16 protein-coding genes and 1 riboswitch are annotated in these 17,850 nt (G+C 36.8%); of the genes, 12 read left to right on the plus strand and 4 right to left on the minus strand.

All coding sequences use genetic code 11. From position 1 onward, the window contains the following. Positions 1–337: 337 nt before the first annotated feature. The 6 genes from VEB00_01455 (at position 338) to VEB00_01480 (ending at position 7,361) form a co-directional block, all read left to right on the plus strand. Entirely contained in the window at positions 338–1,402 is a 1,065-nt protein-coding gene (locus tag VEB00_01455; protein HYF81683.1) for an NlpC/P60 family protein, read from the plus strand. A 296-nt stretch (positions 1,403–1,698) separates the two neighbouring features. Further along, the gene (locus VEB00_01460; GenBank protein ID HYF81684.1) at positions 1,699–2,076 is read left to right on the plus strand and encodes a VOC family protein; all 378 of its coding nucleotides are present in this window, start codon (positions 1,699–1,701) and stop codon (positions 2,074–2,076) included. A 31-nt stretch (positions 2,077–2,107) separates the two neighbouring features. Next, complete coding sequence (locus VEB00_01465) at positions 2,108–2,992, plus strand: VOC family protein (protein HYF81685.1); 885 nt, start codon at positions 2,108–2,110, stop codon at positions 2,990–2,992. 175 nt (positions 2,993–3,167) lie between these two features. Beyond that, entirely contained in the window at positions 3,168–3,524 is a 357-nt protein-coding gene (locus VEB00_01470; protein ID HYF81686.1) for a YmaF family protein, read from the plus strand. A gap of 275 nt (positions 3,525–3,799) precedes the next feature. Continuing rightward, positions 3,800–5,287: a stalk domain-containing protein gene (locus tag VEB00_01475; protein ID HYF81687.1), complete on the plus strand. Its 1,488-nt coding sequence runs from the start codon at positions 3,800–3,802 to the stop codon at positions 5,285–5,287. A gap of 529 nt (positions 5,288–5,816) precedes the next feature. Beyond that, positions 5,817–7,361, plus strand: a complete 1,545-nt coding sequence (locus VEB00_01480) for a methyl-accepting chemotaxis protein (protein HYF81688.1) — start codon at positions 5,817–5,819, stop codon at positions 7,359–7,361. 108 nt (positions 7,362–7,469) lie between these two features. On the opposite strand, the gene VEB00_01485 is transcribed toward VEB00_01480, so the two are convergent. Beyond that, positions 7,470–8,750, minus strand: coding sequence for an amino acid permease (locus VEB00_01485; protein ID HYF81689.1), 1,281 nt, complete (start codon positions 8,748–8,750; stop codon positions 7,470–7,472). A 184-nt stretch (positions 8,751–8,934) separates the two neighbouring features. Further along, a riboswitch (glycine riboswitch) is annotated at positions 8,935–9,024 on the minus strand. A gap of 429 nt (positions 9,025–9,453) precedes the next feature. Between VEB00_01485 and VEB00_01490 the strand changes: the two genes are divergently transcribed. Continuing rightward, positions 9,454–9,840, plus strand: a complete 387-nt coding sequence (locus VEB00_01490; protein ID HYF81690.1) for a class I SAM-dependent methyltransferase — start codon at positions 9,454–9,456, stop codon at positions 9,838–9,840. 49 nt (positions 9,841–9,889) lie between these two features. Then, positions 9,890–10,570, plus strand: coding sequence for a flavodoxin (locus tag VEB00_01495; GenBank protein HYF81691.1), 681 nt, complete (start codon positions 9,890–9,892; stop codon positions 10,568–10,570). 19 nt (positions 10,571–10,589) lie between these two features. Here VEB00_01495 and VEB00_01500 read toward each other — a convergent pair whose 3' ends face one another. Then, the gene (locus tag VEB00_01500; GenBank protein HYF81692.1) at positions 10,590–11,471 is read right to left on the minus strand and encodes a PHP domain-containing protein; all 882 of its coding nucleotides are present in this window, start codon (positions 11,469–11,471) and stop codon (positions 10,590–10,592) included. A gap of 193 nt (positions 11,472–11,664) precedes the next feature. Here VEB00_01500 and VEB00_01505 point away from each other — a divergent pair, with 193 nt between their 5' ends. Beyond that, entirely contained in the window at positions 11,665–12,288 is a 624-nt protein-coding gene (locus VEB00_01505) for a hypothetical protein (protein ID HYF81693.1), read from the plus strand. Positions 12,289–12,406: 118 nt separating this feature from the next. On the opposite strand, the gene VEB00_01510 is transcribed toward VEB00_01505, so the two are convergent. Together VEB00_01510 and VEB00_01515 are read right to left on the minus strand one after the other, a co-directional pair. Beyond that, complete coding sequence (locus VEB00_01510) at positions 12,407–12,592, minus strand: hypothetical protein (protein HYF81694.1); 186 nt, start codon at positions 12,590–12,592, stop codon at positions 12,407–12,409. Between the two features lie 183 nt (positions 12,593–12,775). Further along, complete coding sequence (locus tag VEB00_01515; protein ID HYF81695.1) at positions 12,776–13,402, minus strand: flavodoxin family protein; 627 nt, start codon at positions 13,400–13,402, stop codon at positions 12,776–12,778. A gap of 206 nt (positions 13,403–13,608) precedes the next feature. On the opposite strand from VEB00_01515, the gene xylA reads away from it, so the two are divergent. The 3 genes from xylA (at position 13,609) to xylB (ending at position 17,760) form a co-directional block, all read left to right on the plus strand. Further along, complete coding sequence (gene xylA, locus VEB00_01520; protein HYF81696.1) at positions 13,609–14,925, plus strand: xylose isomerase; 1,317 nt, start codon at positions 13,609–13,611, stop codon at positions 14,923–14,925. A gap of 119 nt (positions 14,926–15,044) precedes the next feature. Then, complete coding sequence (locus VEB00_01525) at positions 15,045–16,223, plus strand: ROK family transcriptional regulator (protein ID HYF81697.1); 1,179 nt, start codon at positions 15,045–15,047, stop codon at positions 16,221–16,223. A 49-nt stretch (positions 16,224–16,272) separates the two neighbouring features. After that, positions 16,273–17,760 carry a xylulokinase gene (xylB, locus tag VEB00_01530; GenBank protein ID HYF81698.1) on the plus strand — a complete coding sequence of 496 codons (1,488 nt, stop codon included), beginning with the start codon at positions 16,273–16,275 and terminating at the stop codon, positions 17,758–17,760. Positions 17,761–17,850: the final 90 nt, after the last annotated feature.

The following is a 17,850-nucleotide window of genomic DNA, read 5'->3' on the forward strand; positions in this document are numbered from 1 at the left end:
AGTTGAAATCTAAGCATTTTATGGGGATTTAAAGGCATTTAAGAAGATTATGTATCTTAAATGCCTTTGGGCTATTGCATAATTTGTAGTACATTTGTATATTTATTCTAGGCTACGCATTTTTCAGCGGTTTCCCTGGCATGGCAGTTAAGCAGTTATTGATGAAAGCAAAAAACATAACTGTCAAGCTAAGGTGCCTGGCACTTTGTAACAGATATGGAATAATGAAGCCAACCCATACAATGAAATTTTATGATATTATGTAAATAAGAAAATATGAGCTATTGTTTTGACATAATTTCCATACTCAGGCTCCCATGAAAGGATGAAGTAAAGGATGAGAAAAAGATGTAGTAAATATAGCTTAATTTTTGTATTTATAATTATGGCTATTGCAATGACTGCAAACATTACATATGCTGATTCAGCTATATCACAAAGCAATGAAGATATTCCAAGTAATTGGGCGAAAGCAGAAATTGCTAAAGCAATAGAAGTGAATCTACTTTCGGAAAAGCTTCAAGGGGAATATAGGAGAAATATAACCAGAGAAGAGTTTGGTGAGGTTGCTGTAAATTTATATGAAGCTTTGAGTGGAAAAGAAGGTATACTGCAGGGAGAAAATCCCTTTACTGATACGCAAAATATAAAAGTCAGGATAGCAAATAGTTTAGGAATAGTTAATGGCATAGGGGATGGAAAATTTGCTCCCAACGATGTGATAACCCGTCAGGAAATCAGCGTGATGTTATATCGTACACTGCAAGCAGCAAGACCCGGATATGGCTATTCAGATTCATACGACCACATATTTGCAGATTATGATACGATTTCATCCTGGGCACGGGAAGCAGTAAGTTATTTGTATGGAATAGAAGTTATAAATGGAGTTGGGGACAATCTGTTTGGCCCCAGAGGAAATACATCCAGGGAACAAGCGATAGTTCTTGCGAATAGAATGCATGAAAAAGTTTTGGCATCTCCGAATAATTTAATCGCGTCACGAGATGGGACAAGCAGACGAGAAAGCGATATGAATTTGAAATTAGCAAAGCTTATTTCCCAAGAGATGGGCAAGCCCTATCAGTGGGGTGGAACAGGACCTGATAGTTATGACTGTTCCGGGTTGGTGTATTCCTTGTATGGCAAGCTTGGCATATCGTTGCCAAGAGTAGCAAAGTCTCAGGCAGAAGTCGGAACTTATGTATCGAAAGAAGAATTAGCATATGGCGATTTGGTATTTTTTGCAAGAGACGGGAAGAATGTAAACCACGTAGGAATATTTGTAGGGAATGGTGAGTTTGTGCACGCTCCTCAAACAGGAGACGTGGTGAAGAAAACAACACTGATGTCGGGATATTATGAAAGAGTTTATTATACGGCTAAAAGGGTTATTAAATAAAGAAATTATAGTCCTAGGCACCGAACAAAGAACTTAATTAAAAATCGCCGATACAAAGGAACGGTGAACCGTACCATAAATAGGGTTATATTAAATTATAAGAGGTAAAGGTCAGTATTCAATATTGAAGATTGACCTTTATTCTATTATTTGCAGAACCAAGATTGTAAGGTGCACGCAAGAGGGTGCCCTAATAGGTTTAGATTGTGGTGCATTACCCATTACATTCATGTTAATAGATGTCGCAGAATGTGGTAAAATAATTTAAGCAAAACTATTATTTGGAGGAATAACCTATGTTTAAACGTATCGACCATATAGCATTTATTGTCAAGGACCGCGCCAAATCTGTATATTTTTATGAAGAGCACTTTGGCTTCAAAAAATATTATGAAAATGATGTACCTGTGCCCACAATAGAAAAAATAGTTTATCTTAAACTGGGCGATACCATTTTAGAGTTGATACATATGCCGACTGGCCCAACAAATCAAGGATTTCATTTCTGTATTGAGAGCGATAACTTCGACGAAGACTACACCCGGCTAAAGAATGCTGGCATTCCGGTTGATACCGAGCCTCACCCGGCTGGAGCAAGAGAGCCAAAAGAAGAAGGCTGGCGCAGAGTAGTATTTGTCGGTCCCGACGGAGAATTGGTTGAATTTAGAGGATAATAACTACAACTATTCGGAAAGGAGACTAATTATGCAAAAAATAGTTCCTCATTTATGGTATGACAAAGAGGCTAAGGAAGCAGCATTGTTTTATATCAACTTATTTGACCAATCTATGCTTATAAATGCGACAGTTATAGGGAACACCCCTTCGGGAGACACAGAAATTGTTAATTTTGAACTAGCCGGACAGACATTCTCAGCAATAAGTGCAGGTCCTTATTTCAGATTCAACCCATCGATTTCTTTAATGGTAGCATGTACCACTGTTGAAGAAGTGAATACAAAGTGGAAAGCGCTGTCGGAAGGTGGTACGGAATTGATGCCGCTCGGTGAATACCCTTTTAACAAGTGGTACGGATGGATTCAGGATCGTTATGGTTTGTCCTGGCAGTTAATGCTTCTTGAAGGGGTCGAAGGAATTCAAAAGATAACGCCTAACATTCTTTTCTCAAATGTTGCGTGTGGGAAAGCGGAGGAAGCAATAAAGTACTACACTGAGGTTTTTGAAGACTCCGAGATAAGAATGATTAGCAAATATGGCGAAGGTGAAGCAATGTCATCAAAGGCGAAGGTAAATTTTGTGGCCTTCAAGCTTAGCGGTATTGATTTTTCAGCTATGGATAATGCTTTTGATGTCGATTTCAGTTTTAATGAGGCATTTTCGCTTATGGTAAATTGCAAAGACCAAAAAGAAATTGATTATTTTTGGGATAAGCTTTCAGCTGTTCCTGAGGCAGAACAATGCGGATGGGTTAAGGACAAGTTTGGTGTTTCATGGCAGATTGTACCTTCAAACCTTGATGATGTTTTGTTTCATGGCTCAAAGGATGAAGTTCAAAGAGTTACAGAAGCTTTTCTAAAAATGAAAAAGTTTGATCTAGAAGCTTTGGAAAGAGCACGCTTAGGAAAATAAAGTGGGGTAAGGTGTCAGGCACAGCACTTATTCTAAACCGCCGTTATAATGGTACGGTGAACAGTATCACAAGTGGCTAAGGATTATACAATATTGCAGTAGTGTTAATCAGTAAATTAAATAAATGTAGCACTGAATCGCCTTAATATGAATATCTTAGTAATGAGGTGATTATATGCCAAGAGAATTGCATGATCATTTGTTTAATGGAAGAACAACCATAGAAGATCAGCACCGGCACAGGTTTATGGGCACTACCAGCGAGAATCCGGATACCCCCAGACACACTCACATTATGGCAGGCAATACCGACTTTAGACAGAGACACAGACATCGTTTCAGGATCAGAACAAGCCCTCCCATACCTTTCAGAGGTGGTCACGTACATTATTTTTATGGTATAACTTCAATAAATGACGGACATTTCCATTACATGTTCGGTTATACCAGGGTACACAGGAATGATGATTACGGAACATATCAGGATTACTTCGGAACTGAATCGGAACAAATCGATAGTTTTGAAGAATAAAAACTTGGCTGAAAACTATGGCGCCAGGAAAACTGCTCAAAAGCAATAGATAACAATGCTTTTGAGCAGTTCTATTTTAAGAAATCATTTTGAAAGTTAGAGGTTATATAGTAATTAAGTCGAAAAGTTGACAGGCTGGCATGGCACTTAACCGCTGCTCTCGGATTGCTACAGCAATACCAGAACAATATTGCTAAATATGTAGAAAAAAGGTATTATTACATTAACAATATTGATTGAAGAATAAATTCTAAATGAAATTTAGGAGGCTTTACATGAATTTTAGAATATTTAAGACAGGTTTATCAATTCTAATGACTATGGCTATACTCCTCTTAACGGTAGGCTGTTCAATTGATGAATTGGAGTTCTATTCCTTAAGTAAAAAGATTAATCAGATGAACGCTATCGAAACAAGTGGAACTGTTTCAATAGAATTGGGAAGTGAATTGGTTAATGAAATGAAGTATAGTACCCCATCCGAAATGCAAATTATGGAAGAGCTGTTTGCTTCAGGCTTTGATATCAAATACACAGCTAGAGTGTCAAAGAACCCTTTAGCGTACGAGCTTAAGATTGATTTTCGTAAGAAAGGCGAGGCTGAGTACAAGAAAATCACTACAATTATAGGTAACGACAAAGTAATGTATTTGAATTTGAGGGGCTGCCTCATATTTTTGAAGCCTTATATTTTAGCAGCAAAGCCTTCTGAGGAAAAGGTTATCAACACACTTATCGCAAAGGTTGATTATCTTCAAATTGACTCAGACTTTGAAGGCGACATTCTAGATCACACCACAGACCTTTCAAATACTGAAGGATTGATAAGAATGCTAAGCGAATTTACTGACTTATTCAAAGAAGCATACTCGAATTATTCTACTGGCATGGTAAACAAGAAGGGCAATGGCTATGAATTAAGACTTGAAGCCAAAGATATAAAATCATTAATTATTAAGTTTACAGAATATACTATTGCAAATATTGACAATATAGTTGAAAAAATATCCACAAAGATTAATTCAATGCCTGAGAAAGATATTGCATATTTAGCTGACGCATTTGATGACTCAAGTTTAGACAAAGAGGAACTTTTGTCCGGCTTAGAAGATTTCAGAAGTGGAATCAAGCAAATAACTCCAGAAGAAATAGATGAGCTGAAAAACGATGAGTCTGTTGATAGGATATTTAAGAGTATTGAAGGTTCAGTTCTAAGCAACTATATGGAAAAAGAAAATGATAATACCTACAAGACAGCAACTGAATTGAACATTGAATATGAAGGTAAAATGCTTTTCAATTTAAAGGAAACTTCACAAATAACGAAGTTGGATGCTTTTTCGATTGATAAACCTTCCCAAACAACCACGATTGAGGGCGTGCAGCCAATTATAGCATCTGTTCTTCCGCCTCAAGTCGATACTGTGAAAATAAACCTAAAGACTAAGAAAGCAAGCATTACATACAGCGACAAGAAGACTTCAGATATAGAAATAACATATCATATTGTAGAAGGCGACACGTATGTTTCTTTAACCACAATCAACAGAGTGTTGGGAACACAGATTAGCTGGGATGAGAAAAACCAGACTGGCCTGATAAAAAAAGATGGAGAAACCATTGAGCTAGCCGCTAACAAAATTGACGGATACATTTATGTAAAGGTTGCAGACCTGAAGAGGATAGGTTATTCCGTATTTTCTGATGCTGCGACTCATGAAATAAATATTATCAACCTTACCAAGCAATCGATATTCCAATAGAAATATCAATCATGATGCCAGGTACAGAACAAAAGAACATATTGTTTCAATTGCAATAGATAAGTTCTTAAGTGCTGTAGCTGGCACTAGTTTTTAATACCTATCCCAACCCGTCTAAAACGGCGGGTTTTTTCACGCCCAAAATCAAGGAGGTAGTTATTTGTTCTCATACAGTCCTAAACGACTGTATATCTGCTAATCATTATCCTGGGTTAGTTTATTTGGATAGTAGTGAGGCTATCGAACAAACACATTTTGCTTCTATTATTAAGAGCGGGATAAGGGTATAAGTTAATGAAAAACTTGATATTAAAAAGGAAGCTTTAGATATTGGTGTAGAAAAATACCATAAATTAGTATAAAATAGTAGTATCACTAAATTTAGTAGGAATATTCTGAAAATAACTCAAAGAGCATTTTAGATGTCACAAGACTATCAGGTATAAGCGTCAACACTTTAATTGAAAAAAGAATATACCCAAATCATTAAAAGGTTAAAATTAAGAAAAGAAATATGGGGGAATTATTTTTGAAAAAGAATTTGATTATCGTTATTTCCTTGGTTTTATCTTATGTAATCACTACGCTTACTGGGTTAAAGGATAATAAATCACTTTTATTATTTGGAATAATCAATGCTATGTTTTTATGGTTGGGTTTTATTCTTTTTCTAAAAGAAAATTTATCTATGCAGAATCGACTTAAAAATAATCTTCAGAAACAAAATGTGAATATTATTTTGGAAGATCATGAACTGAAGAACTCTTTGAAGCAGATTCTAGAAAATGCCTTGAACTTAAATCATACTTTGGAAAACATCAAGAATGGAACTATAGAGAGTGGGAAAGCTGCAGAACATATTGCCATCAATACTCAAAACATAGTTGAGGAAAATAATAAGCAACTAAATATTGTTAAGCAGGTAACGGACAATTCAAATGATATTACAGATATGATTTCTAGTGCGTCTGAATTTGCCAATAGTGCCAATCAAGAAACACAGAACGCAACCAAAATTTCTGTTGATGCAGGAAGTGAAGTTGAAAAAGTAGTTGAAACCATGCAGCAAATTAAAAAAACTACAGAGCAGACGACCTTGAAAATCAATACCCTTTCTAAAAAATCACAACAGATAGATGAAATAATCTCTGCTATCACCAATATTGCCAGTCAGACAAACCTGCTTGCATTAAATGCAGCTATTGAAGCAGCTCGGGCTGGTGAACATGGCAAAGGCTTTGCAGTGGTGGCGGATGAAGTTCGTAAATTAGCAGAACAATCCAACAGTGCAGCCTCAAAAATTGGTGATATAATTCGAGAAATTCAGAGCGACATTGATTCCTCATCAAAATCCTTTTATCAGGTTACAGATTTAGTAACTGAAGGAGTTAGTGTTTCTAAATCTGCAGGTGATTTGATTAAAAGAATAATAGAAACCTTTAAACAAACCGCAAAACAGACTCAAGATATCCAGAACCTTTTGGAGAATACTGTTAATAATAGCCAAGCAGTATTGAGTATTACTCAAAAGAATCAAGAAATGGCACACTCAACTGCAAATACTACTCAATTAATAGCTGCAGCGGCTCAAGAACAGAACGCTTCAATAGAAGAAATTAATAGTAATATTGAAGTAATAACTCAAGTATCTGAAGAAATAAAACAACATATTGCAGCAGCAGTAATGAATAAAATTATGTATAATAAAGCACTCGAGTTTAAATTGAGAGTAGAAAAAAATAAAGAATTTACTGGTTCTATTGCTGATATGGAAAAATTAGCAAAGGAATTGGGCATAGATGAGATTGATTATTCAAATAGCAAGGGAGTTTTTTGTGCTTCAAATATCCAATCTGCATTAGGAATGGATTTATATGATATTAAAATGAAACAAAGTAATTTTGATCTTAGAAAACACTTATTCATTGACAAAACCCCATATTCAGTTAGTCCGTTGATAAAAAGCGGACAAACAGGGAAATTATTTAAATTTCTCCAAATCCCAAACTTAGACAAACAAATTGTTTATCAAGTCGGGTTGTCTTATGAGTCTTTAATTAAATTATTAAACTAATAGTATGTATTTAAATTGCTTTGAAAGTAAAATGAAATAAATTGACAAAGGGTCACTTTAAAAATACATAAATCCACATGCTGAATGATACAGCATGTGGATTTATAATTATTTATTTCTTTTCTTGATTAATAGATAAACAGGTAGTCCCAAAGCGGTAACTGCTAAACCGTATAGTGCGTAGGATGTGCTGGTAACTAGTGTGCAGATAAGTATATATATTCCACCTGCTATACCTATAAATGGGACTATAGGGAATAGGGGGACGGTATAAGGTCTCTCGATATTCTTGTGCTTTGACCTTAAAATAAATATGCCCGCTACTGTCATTACAAAGAATATCCACATTGTAAATACAGCCAGGTTTGTCAACGTTTCAAAGGAACCGCTCAATACATATAATGATGCCAGCAGTGCTTCGAATAGCAAAGTGTTTACCGGAGTTCCAAATTTGTCGCTTATTTTACCGAAGAACTTTGCAAAGGGGAACAGATTGTCCTGAGCCATGGCAAAAGGGACTCTTACACCGGTCATTAAGTAGCCATTAAGTGCGCCAAATATAGATATCATAATACCTACGGCAATTAAGCCTGCGCCTGAATTACCAAACAGTATAACTGCAGCATCGGAGGCTGCCTTTTCAGATGCTATAACCTGTGCAACAGGCATTATGTTTACAATTGCTATATTTATCAATATGTAAACAGCAATTGTAATAGCCAACCCAATGATTATTGATCTAGGAATATCCTTCTTTGGATTCTTAAGCTCTCCTGCCATATTTCCGACGCCAACCCAGCCATCGTAAGCCCACAGAGTACCCAGTATAGCTGCTCCAAAGCCTGCTAATCCCACAGAGCTGCCAGCTTGTGAGGATACTGCTGCAAAGCTGTTTGCTTCACCCTTTAACAATCCAAAAATAATAATAACAAAAATCGGAATTAACTTGCCTATTGTGGCTATGAACTGTACCTTACTGCCAAGCTTAGTTGAAATTATATTTATAACTGTTATAAAAAATATAATGAAAATAGCTAGGAGCTTCTGTTGCACAGCTGTTAATGCAATAAAATACGTTGCTTGTGTTACAAATACTATTGATAATGCCGCTGCAACACCAGGAACATAAATAACTGCCTGCATCCATCCAAATAAGAAAGCCCATTTCTCGCTATAAAGCTCCTTTAAGTATACAAATATGCCGCCTGTCTTAGGAATAGCTGCTGCAATCTCCGCTATTGTAAGTGCAGAAGCTATTGTAATTATACCTCCCACTATCCATGCGAGTATTCCTAAAGTTGGGGTTCCCGCGTTACTGAATACTGAAGACGCCTTAAAGAAAATTCCTGAGCCTATTACTACCCCTACAACCATTGTAATGGCTTCCATTAGGCCGATTTCTTTTTTTAGTGATTTTACATTTGCCGTGTTGTTTGCTTTCAAAATTATTACATCCTTTCTTTGAGTATTAATTGATTTAAACCTTGTTTTCGGTATGAATTAGTTGCAATCCCAGACAATCCAAGAGCAGACACAAAAGGACAGAGGGCAAAACAGCATACGAAAAATTGCTATTTTACTCCCTGTCCTTTTATCTGAAAGTTTCCTCTTAAGAGTTGCTTCTTTGATGCCACATTTAAGTGTTCTCTCCAGGGTTATGTCCGATTATTGTACTAGACCTGAAAGTTTCGGAATAAATGACAAGCAGCATTAATTCCTTTCTTCTACGGTTGCCTAATATGGCATCTCCAATAATCTTTATCCATGTATATTTAAATTTTTAACATAATATTTATTATATTTATCGAATAAACCCTAGTCAATGTAAATTGTATCCAAAGGCAGGTGCCAGGCTGTTAACCGATCAACCTGACAACTTATTGAAGCGGGTTTATATTGGCAAGATTATGATGTTGGGCAATTTTTAGCTTTAATTGACTAGGATAAGTTATTTGCAACAGACTAAGTATTCTGGTATAATATGGGATAAAAAAAGAACTATTTATGAAATTTACCATAAGGATTATAAGGATGTATATGATGAATAATGAAGTCAAAGATTTTTATAATATGATAAAAGAAAAAGGGCGACTTGAATTCTGCATGGTTAGCTGAACAAGGACATGAGGTGCATATGTTCGAATTGGCCCCTGCAGCTGTTGAGTATGCCATTAACAATCAAACTGAAACTGCTAAATTTATTGCTGAAGAAGCAGACGCTAGAAATATAAATAGAGCAAATGAAAGTGCAGATGTTGTTCTTATCATGGGTCCATTGTATCACTTGATAGATAGGGAAGATAGAATGAAGGTACTAAGGGAAGCTTATAGAGTATTAAAAAAAGGCGGTATATTAGTAGCTGTAGCAATAACAAAGTATTGTAATGCTATTTGGTCCATAGATACTATACATCAAATTAAGAACGATACCAGCGTAATGGGCATGAGTCCGCATTTTATGGTGATTGGGAAAAAATAGGATGGATAAGTATCTGTCCCCCTTGTCCCTAGAAAAGGATGTGTAACATATGAAAAAACAAGCTTTTAAAATTTTATACATGTTTTTATTTGCTGCATTATTACTCTCCGGTTGTAGCACGGGCAACAATACGTCTCCCACAGCAAGTCCATCAAGCCTAGCTCCTTACGAAGCCGCGGAAAACAGTACTAAGAATAGTATGCCAACTGATTCGAACATATCCGGACTGGAGTCTTCCCAAACCGGGGAAAACAAATTTGGAAAAGTTCTTGTAGTGTATTACTCATTAACAGGACATACCCGTGAGATTGGTAATATGATTAATGATATGACAGGTGGAGATGTTTTCGAAATACAGCCTGTAGAAAATTACTACCGGTCTGATATTGAAGAGATAGGTAAAAAGCAGGTAAAAGAGGGCTACAAACCGAAGCTGAAAAATTCTGTATCCGATATTGAAACGTATGACCTGATATTTATTGGTTCACCAGTATGGTGGTTTTCAGTTTCACCGCCTGTAATGTCATTTTTAGCACAATACGATTTTAAGGATAAAAAAGTTGTCCCGTTCTGTACTTATGTAAGTGATTACGGTGATTTTTTCGATATGTTTAAAAAAGCATGTCCTGGTGCTGAAGTGCTTGAAGGCGAAGATTTCACAAATAATGAATCAAGGGATACGGAGCAGGTAAAAGCAAAAATAAAGCTGTGGCTAAAAGAAATAGAGTAGGTGCCCGTACTGGCAAGATTTATATTATTGTATTGCCTGGAAGCCAGGGCTTTAATATTTCATAGGGTATTTTTATTCCGCTTATGGTTTCCCCAATTTTAACATTAGGTTTAAGTTTTCCATGGTAATCGCTTCCGCCTGATATATAAAGCTTATGTCTATTGCAATAATCTACGAGATACTCTGTCTTATCCATTGTATGAAGTGAATGATAACATTCTAAACCATCAAGTGTGTTTAACGATATTATTGAGCTTAGAAATTCCTCATAATCATCTGCAAAATACACGTAAAGATGCGCAAGGAATGCTTTCCCCCCTGCTTTCTTTATAAGATCAGCAGCATCCAGTACAGTAGGATAATTCTTCATCTGGTCCAGAAAAAAAGGATTGTCTTCATTATTAACGCATGTTCTGTAAAAGGCATTAAGACTTTCCCATACTTCTTTTGTGAAGTGTCTTTCATTTTCAGGATATTTCCTCAAATCAGAATGCATTAATTGTGTTGCAAAATATTTACCACCTGTTACTGATAGATTATCACTATATGTAAGTTTAAGGTTTCTGCAGACACCCATCATTTTTTTGAGGTATTCATTTTCCCTTTCAAGGAACTTTTCATCTGAAACGATTCCAGTTGAATTTATTGCTTCGAGGTCTATCCCATAGCCTAATATTTCTATAGGTTTCCCATTATGCACTACTGAAAACTCGCAGCCGGGGACAATCTTACCTTTAAAATAGTTGCTTATTTTAATTTTCTTCAATTTTTCATAAGCACCTATAGAGTCATGGTCTGTAATTGATATATATTTTAGACCTAATTGCTGCGCTTTTATAAGAATATCCTTGGGTTCGTCTGAACCGTCCGATGAAGTTGTATGGATATGTAGATCTATCATTTAATACAGCCCCCTGCTCTTTATTTACACACTTTATTTTATAACACTTCACAAGCTCTGGCAAATGTGGGTTTGTAATTAAGTGCTGTAGCTGGCACTAGTTTTATATATCTTAATATATATTTACGAATTAACTATAAAACTTGTGGTACAATATAAGAACTATAAAATTTAATAAAGGTAAGGAACATATATGGATAAAGAAATATTAGTGGATAACAACCAATTTGAAGGATTAACTGCATCTGAAATTTGGGAAAAGCTATATAATAAGGAGCTTGATTGCAAGAAGCACATTATAGAATATATTGATATGACAAGGGTGCTTAAAAAGGAAAATGTAAGCGAGGATCAGATCAAAGATACATATAATTATATTTATGAGCATATCGAGGGATTAAAAGATTTAATAAAACCAAATACAATGATGTATCTAAAGAATAGCCTAAGATCACAGCTTGGAAAGTATGTTAAAGAAAAGGATCCAAAGCCTGTGAATCACTTTATAGAGTTTTTTAAGGCGGCATACCCTGAAAATAAAAGAAGAAAAGATTTTACATGGGTTTTAACCGATATAAATAGTATAGCAGATGAGCAGATATGGACTACTTTAACCTATATTAACAGAGAATGTCTAAATAACAATCTTAGGTTGAAATCTAATCAAAAAAAAGATATATTGGAAATAATTGAAAAGGCAGTTGGAAAGAACGATATTAAATTTATAAATAAAATTAGAAGCCTTAAACGATTAAATGAGATACTAAATATATCTATTATAAGCGTTGGGGAAGTATGCAAGGTAAGACGAAATTAAACCGTACACTAACAGCATTGATATTTAGCTTTATATACATATGCAATACGGTGCGGAGAACAAGTTATAAGTCGGATATAAATACTTAGCTAGGATTAAACCAGGTGAGAAAGAAGTTCTATGCGCATGCAACTGTGATTTCGATAATGCTGTCAACCATCTTATCAGTAAGATTGATTTTGAGGGTATTTGCATAAATTCTGATCATAGTTTTCTTGACGTCATTGGGTATAGTCTCTTCATTCACCCGGGCAACAAAATTGATAATAAGATTTACGCTGTTCTTGAATTCACTGATACTCATATTTGCCCTCCTACCTTATAAATAAATAGATACATTATATATAATTCGAATGACAGAAATAATATCTGGGATTATTTTTTATGTAAATTATGACAATACTCAATTGTAGGAGATAAGTGTCACGCACCATAGTTATCCACTCTTAAATTAAAGAGCCAACAGTTCTTGTTGGCTCTTCTAAGATTATCGTATAAAATTAGTCACTGTTCGCGGCTCTTTTTCCGGGAGTTTAACTCCGGCTTCTTTTCCAGCTTGGATGCTTTTTAAAAGCCAGGCCATATTCTTGCCTAATGTTCTCATTGTTTGCATTCCTTCTAAATCCTGCTTTACTTCCTCAGGGGTATTCCCATGAACCATATTCCAATATTGAGAAGATACAACAGGCATATTTGAAATAGTAAAATATTTATTTAACTGCTCAAAGGCTGCGGTTGAACCTCCACGGCGACAGCTTACAATTGCAGCACCGGGTTTGTATTGAAAGCAATCTCCAGCATAGAAGAATCTATCTAAAAAAGATGTTATTAGACCGGATGCTCCTGCATAATGTACCGGGGAACCAAAGATAAAACCATCAGCTCCTTTAGCTTTTTCCAAGGCAATATTTACAGTATCATCGTCAAATGCGCATTTTCCAGAGTCATCTTTGGAACAACCGCCGCAAGCCATACAACCGCGGATAGGCTTGTTTCCAACATGAAAGATTTCTGTTTCTATATTTCCTTTCTCCAGTTCTTTTGCTACTTCGCATAAGGCTGTATAAGTGCATCCTTGAGCCTTCGGACTTCCATTAATAAGTAATACTTTCATTTTTATACCTCGCTTTAATTTTATATTTAGATTGGATACCAGTCTGTTAACTTAATTATACAATAATTAAGTGCTAGGTATGCAGGTTTTTCAACCCATTTTAAATTACTTATTAAAACGGGTTGAAAAAGTAATTGGAATATTTTATAATATTTTTAAAGGCATTAAGAAGATACAAAATAATACTAAAATGGAGGTCAATATTGATGAAAGAATACTTTGCAGGTATTAACAAAATCAAATTTGAAGGTTCAGATTCAACCAATCCACTTGCTTTTAAATATTATGATGCCAATCGCACTGTTGCAGGTAAGAGGATGAAAGATCATTTAAGATTTGCGGTCAGCTATTGGCATACATTTACAGGCAATGGAACAGATCCCTTTGGCCAGCCGACAATGGAAAGAGCCTATAACGGCTTGGAAGGCATCGAATTGTCTAAGGCAAGAGTTGAAGCGGCATTTGAATTTATGACGAAGCTGGGGATTGAATTCTTCTGTTTTCATGACTTGGATATTGCACCTGAAGGGAATTCACTGCAGGAAAAGCTGGACTACCTTGACACTATTGTTGTACTTATTGAGGAAAAAATGAAAGAAACAGGAATAAAATGTTTATGGGGCACCACCAACGCATTCGGCAATCCGCGCTTCATGCATGGTGCAGCCACTTCTCCAAATGCGGATGTATTTGCATTTGCAGCGGCACAAGTGAAGAAGGCATTGGATATTACACATCGTTTGGGTGGGCAAAACTATGTTTTCTGGGGTGGCCGTGAGGGCTATGAAACTTTACTTAATACTGATGTTGCACTGGAAAATGACAACTTTGCCAGATTTCTAAAAATGGCAAAAGACTATGCAAGAAAGATTGGGTTTGAAGGACAATTTCTGATTGAGCCAAAACCAAAGGAGCCAACAAAGCATCAATACGATTTTGATGCAATGACAGTTCTTGGATTTTTGAGGAAATATAATCTTATTGATGATTTTAAATTGAATATTGAAGCAAATCATGCAACACTGGCAGGGCATACTTTTCAGCATGAATTGGTAATGTCCAGAGTCAATGGGGTATTGGGCAGCATTGATGCGAATCAGGGAGATGTGCTGCTGGGCTGGGATACAGATCAATTCCCGACCAATATCTATGACGCGACAATGTGTATGTATGAGGTGCTTAAGAATGGAGGAATTGCACCAGGAGGACTAAACTTTGATGCAAAGGTGAGAAGAGGATCCTTCCAACCGGATGATTTATTCATTTCATATATAGTTGGCATGGACACTTTTGCGAAGGGATTATTGACAGCCGATAAGCTTCTGACTGAAGGAGCGTTGGAAAACTTTGTGGCCAATCGTTATGCAAGCTTTACAGAAGGCATTGGCAAGAAGATTATAGAAAATAAAACAAGCTTTGAAGAGCTTGCAGAATATGCACTCCTGCATGATCATATTGCGCTTCAGTCCGGACGTCAGGAAATGCTGGAGGATATTGTAAACCGATATATTTACAAGGCATAGCCCGGCAGCTTGAATCTGTTTTTTCATCATGCTAAGATTAAGGAAAGTTATTTGCTTATGTTAATCACATTCCTTTGACTTTATTAAGTGAAGGATCGTTATATGAAGGAGTTACATTCATGATTAAATTGGAGACATTAAGTCAGGATCAAATCAAAGTAATGAATAGAGCAAACATTATCAAAATTATTAAGAAATATGGCGAGATAACGAAACAAGATATTGCAGCTGCACTTAATTTAAGTATTCCAACTGTAACTACCAATACGAATCAATTGATAGAAGAAGGTCTTGTTGAAGCAGCAGGTGTGGGTGACTCAACTGGCGGAAGAAAGCCTATGATTCTTAAATTTGTGGAAAATGCAAGATATTCGGTTGGAGTAAACATTTCGCCTGACAGCGTTGGAATATTGCTTATCAATTTGAATAATACAATCATTGGTGAAACTTCTTTTATCTATGAAAAAGTGTATTCCTTTTCAAGGTTATTAACGCGCTTGGAGGTTGAGATTGAAAATCTGCTGACACGTAATCATATTGATAAAGAGAAGGTTTCCGGCGTGGGTATTTCGCTGCCTGGGCTGGTTGATGAGGATCGGCTTATTTTAGAGAATGCCCCCAATATAGCGGTAAGGGATTTTGATTTTAACGAATTTCAGAATCGCTTACAAATGAAGGTTTTTATTGAAAACGAGGCAAATGTGGCTGCATATGCTGAGATAGAGATGGGAAAGACTGCAAACATGCGTAATGTGGTTTATGTATCCATCACGGAAGGCATAGGCACGGGCATCATAATTGATCAGCATATATATAAAAGCACAAAAAAGAAGGCTGGGGAGTTTGGGCATATGAAGGTCTCAGATGAAAGCAGCTATTGCAACTGTGGACGGACAGGCTGCTGGGAGCTCACTGCCTCAAAAAAAGCACTATTTAGATACTATCACGAATTCACAGGATCAAGTACAGCTTCTTTGGATCAGATTTTTTCTGAAGAAAGCTTCAATACGCCTGCTGTTCAAGCTGCAGTCGAAAAGTACATAGATTGTCTTTTTGTAGGGATAGAAAATATTATCTTAGGCTTGAATCCGGAATTTGTGATTATTGGAGGAGAGCTGGGCAAGTATGAAAAGGAAATGCTTGAGTTGATTAATCGTGCAGATCATATGAAGAGCAGCTTTGTAGAATATGAAGGTACAAAAGTAGTCTTCTCAGCTCTGAAGGATAAGGGTTCATTAATAGGGGCAGCGTTGATGCCCTTTGAAGAGCTATTCAACTATGTCAGAAATATCATATAAGTGAAGAGTTTAAAATATATTCCGCGAAATATATAGATGGAGGGGTAATATGTATTTTTTAGGTATTGATTTGGGAACCTCATCCGTTAAGGTATTAGCTGCAAATGATAATAATGAGATCCTTGGGGATGTGACTAAGGAGTACCCTGTATATTTTCCTCAGGACAAATGGGCACAGCAAGACCCAACTGATTGGTGGAAGCAAACGGTTATAGCTATCAAAGAATTGATGCATAACCTGAATATTCCTAATGACCAAGTGCGTGCAATCGGCTTCAGCGGACAAATGCATGGGTTGGTCGCATTAGGTGCCCAAAATGAGGTTTTAACACCGGCGATTTTGTGGTGTGATCAGAGAACACAGGCGGAATGTGATGAAATAACGGCTTTTTTTGGACAGGATAAACTGAGTCGCTGTACAGGAAACAAAGCATTGACTGGCTTTACAGCGCCCAAGATTTTATGGGTCAAAAAGAATTTACCGGAGGTCTTTGCTAAGATTAGGCACATTCTGCTGCCAAAGGATTATGTTCGGTTCATGCTGACAGGCGATTACGCCACGGATGTATCCGATGCTTCCGGAATGCTTCTGCTTGATGTAAGAAACAGACGGTGGGCACAGGAAATGCTAGACTTTCTGGAGATAAATGAATCGCAGCTGCCTATACTATATGAATCCTATGAAGTGACAGGTGTTGTTACGGAGCCGGTGAAAGCTGAATTGGGTTTAAAGGGCGAGATTCTTGTTGTCGGAGGCGCAGGTGATCAAGCAGCCGGTGCGATAGGAACTGGAACTGTCAAAGACGGGATTGTTTCTATAACACTGGGAACCTCCGGTGTCGTCTTTGCAGCACACGAATTCTTTGCGGTTGATGAAAAGAATAGGTTGCATGCCTTCTGCCATGCCAATGGGAAATATCATTCAATGGGCGTAATGCTATCAGCAGCAAACTGTTTGAAATGGTGGGCGGAGACGATTCATCCCAGTGTTGGCTTTGACACATTGCTGGAAGAAGCGGCAAATACTGAGCCTGGAAGTAGTCGGACTGTTTTTTTGCCTTATCTTATGGGGGAAAGAACGCCTTACTCTGATCCTGATGCAAAAGGCTGCTTTGTAGGAATGTCAACGACGACAACGAGAGGGCATATGACGAGAGCGGTCTTGGAGGGTGTTGCATTTGGATTATTTGACTCATTAAGAATATTAGAAGAGCTTGAGGTTCCAATTAAGCAGGTACGCGTTATCGGTGGCGGCGCCAAGAGTGCTTTATGGAAACAAATCCTGGCAGATGTATTTTCCCTTGAGATTCAAGAAATCAATACCAATCAAGGGGGGGCATTGGGAGCGGCAATCTTGGCTGCTGTTGGCGCTAAACGGTACGCAACTGTTGATGAAGGGTGCAATGCTATGATTAAAGTTGTAAATAGGACCAACCCTATTCGTGAAAATGTGGAGAGATATAAAAGCATATATCCCCTTTATGTTGATTTATATTCAGACTTGAAAAAATGGTTTGAAAAGAGTGCTAGAATCTAGAAAAGGAGTGTCTCGAATAGGAATTGAATTCGGTTCGAGACACCATTATTATTATGAATGACAGGGCTTTCATTTTTACATTTATAAGAG

It is taken from the genome of Clostridia bacterium (assembly GCA_035628995.1).
Taxonomy (GTDB): Bacteria; Bacillota; Clostridia; order Lutisporales; family Lutisporaceae; genus BRH-c25.

Bases quoted from the DNA above. Each gene is read 5' to 3' on its own strand.
- VEB00_01455 (HYF81683.1), top strand. From the start codon at position 338: ATGAGAAAAAGATGTAGTAAATATAGCTTAATTTTTGTATTTATAATT.
- VEB00_01460 (HYF81684.1), top strand. From the start codon at position 1,699: ATGTTTAAACGTATCGACCATATAGCATTTATTGTCAAGGACCGCGCC.
- VEB00_01465 (HYF81685.1), top strand. From the start codon at position 2,108: ATGCAAAAAATAGTTCCTCATTTATGGTATGACAAAGAGGCTAAGGAA.
- VEB00_01470 (HYF81686.1), top strand. From the start codon at position 3,168: ATGCCAAGAGAATTGCATGATCATTTGTTTAATGGAAGAACAACCATA.
- VEB00_01475 (HYF81687.1), top strand. From the start codon at position 3,800: ATGAATTTTAGAATATTTAAGACAGGTTTATCAATTCTAATGACTATG.
- VEB00_01485 (HYF81689.1), bottom strand. From the start codon at position 8,750: ATGGAAGCCATTACAATGGTTGTAGGGGTAGTAATAGGCTCAGGAATT.
- VEB00_01495 (HYF81691.1), top strand. From the start codon at position 9,890: ATGAAAAAACAAGCTTTTAAAATTTTATACATGTTTTTATTTGCTGCA.
- VEB00_01500 (HYF81692.1), bottom strand. From the start codon at position 11,471: ATGATAGATCTACATATCCATACAACTTCATCGGACGGTTCAGACGAA.
- VEB00_01505 (HYF81693.1), top strand. From the start codon at position 11,665: ATGGATAAAGAAATATTAGTGGATAACAACCAATTTGAAGGATTAACT.
- VEB00_01510 (HYF81694.1), bottom strand. From the start codon at position 12,592: ATGAGTATCAGTGAATTCAAGAACAGCGTAAATCTTATTATCAATTTT.
- VEB00_01515 (HYF81695.1), bottom strand. From the start codon at position 13,402: ATGAAAGTATTACTTATTAATGGAAGTCCGAAGGCTCAAGGATGCACT.
- xylA (HYF81696.1), top strand. From the start codon at position 13,609: ATGAAAGAATACTTTGCAGGTATTAACAAAATCAAATTTGAAGGTTCA.
- VEB00_01525 (HYF81697.1), top strand. From the start codon at position 15,045: ATGATTAAATTGGAGACATTAAGTCAGGATCAAATCAAAGTAATGAAT.
- xylB (HYF81698.1), top strand. From the start codon at position 16,273: ATGTATTTTTTAGGTATTGATTTGGGAACCTCATCCGTTAAGGTATTA.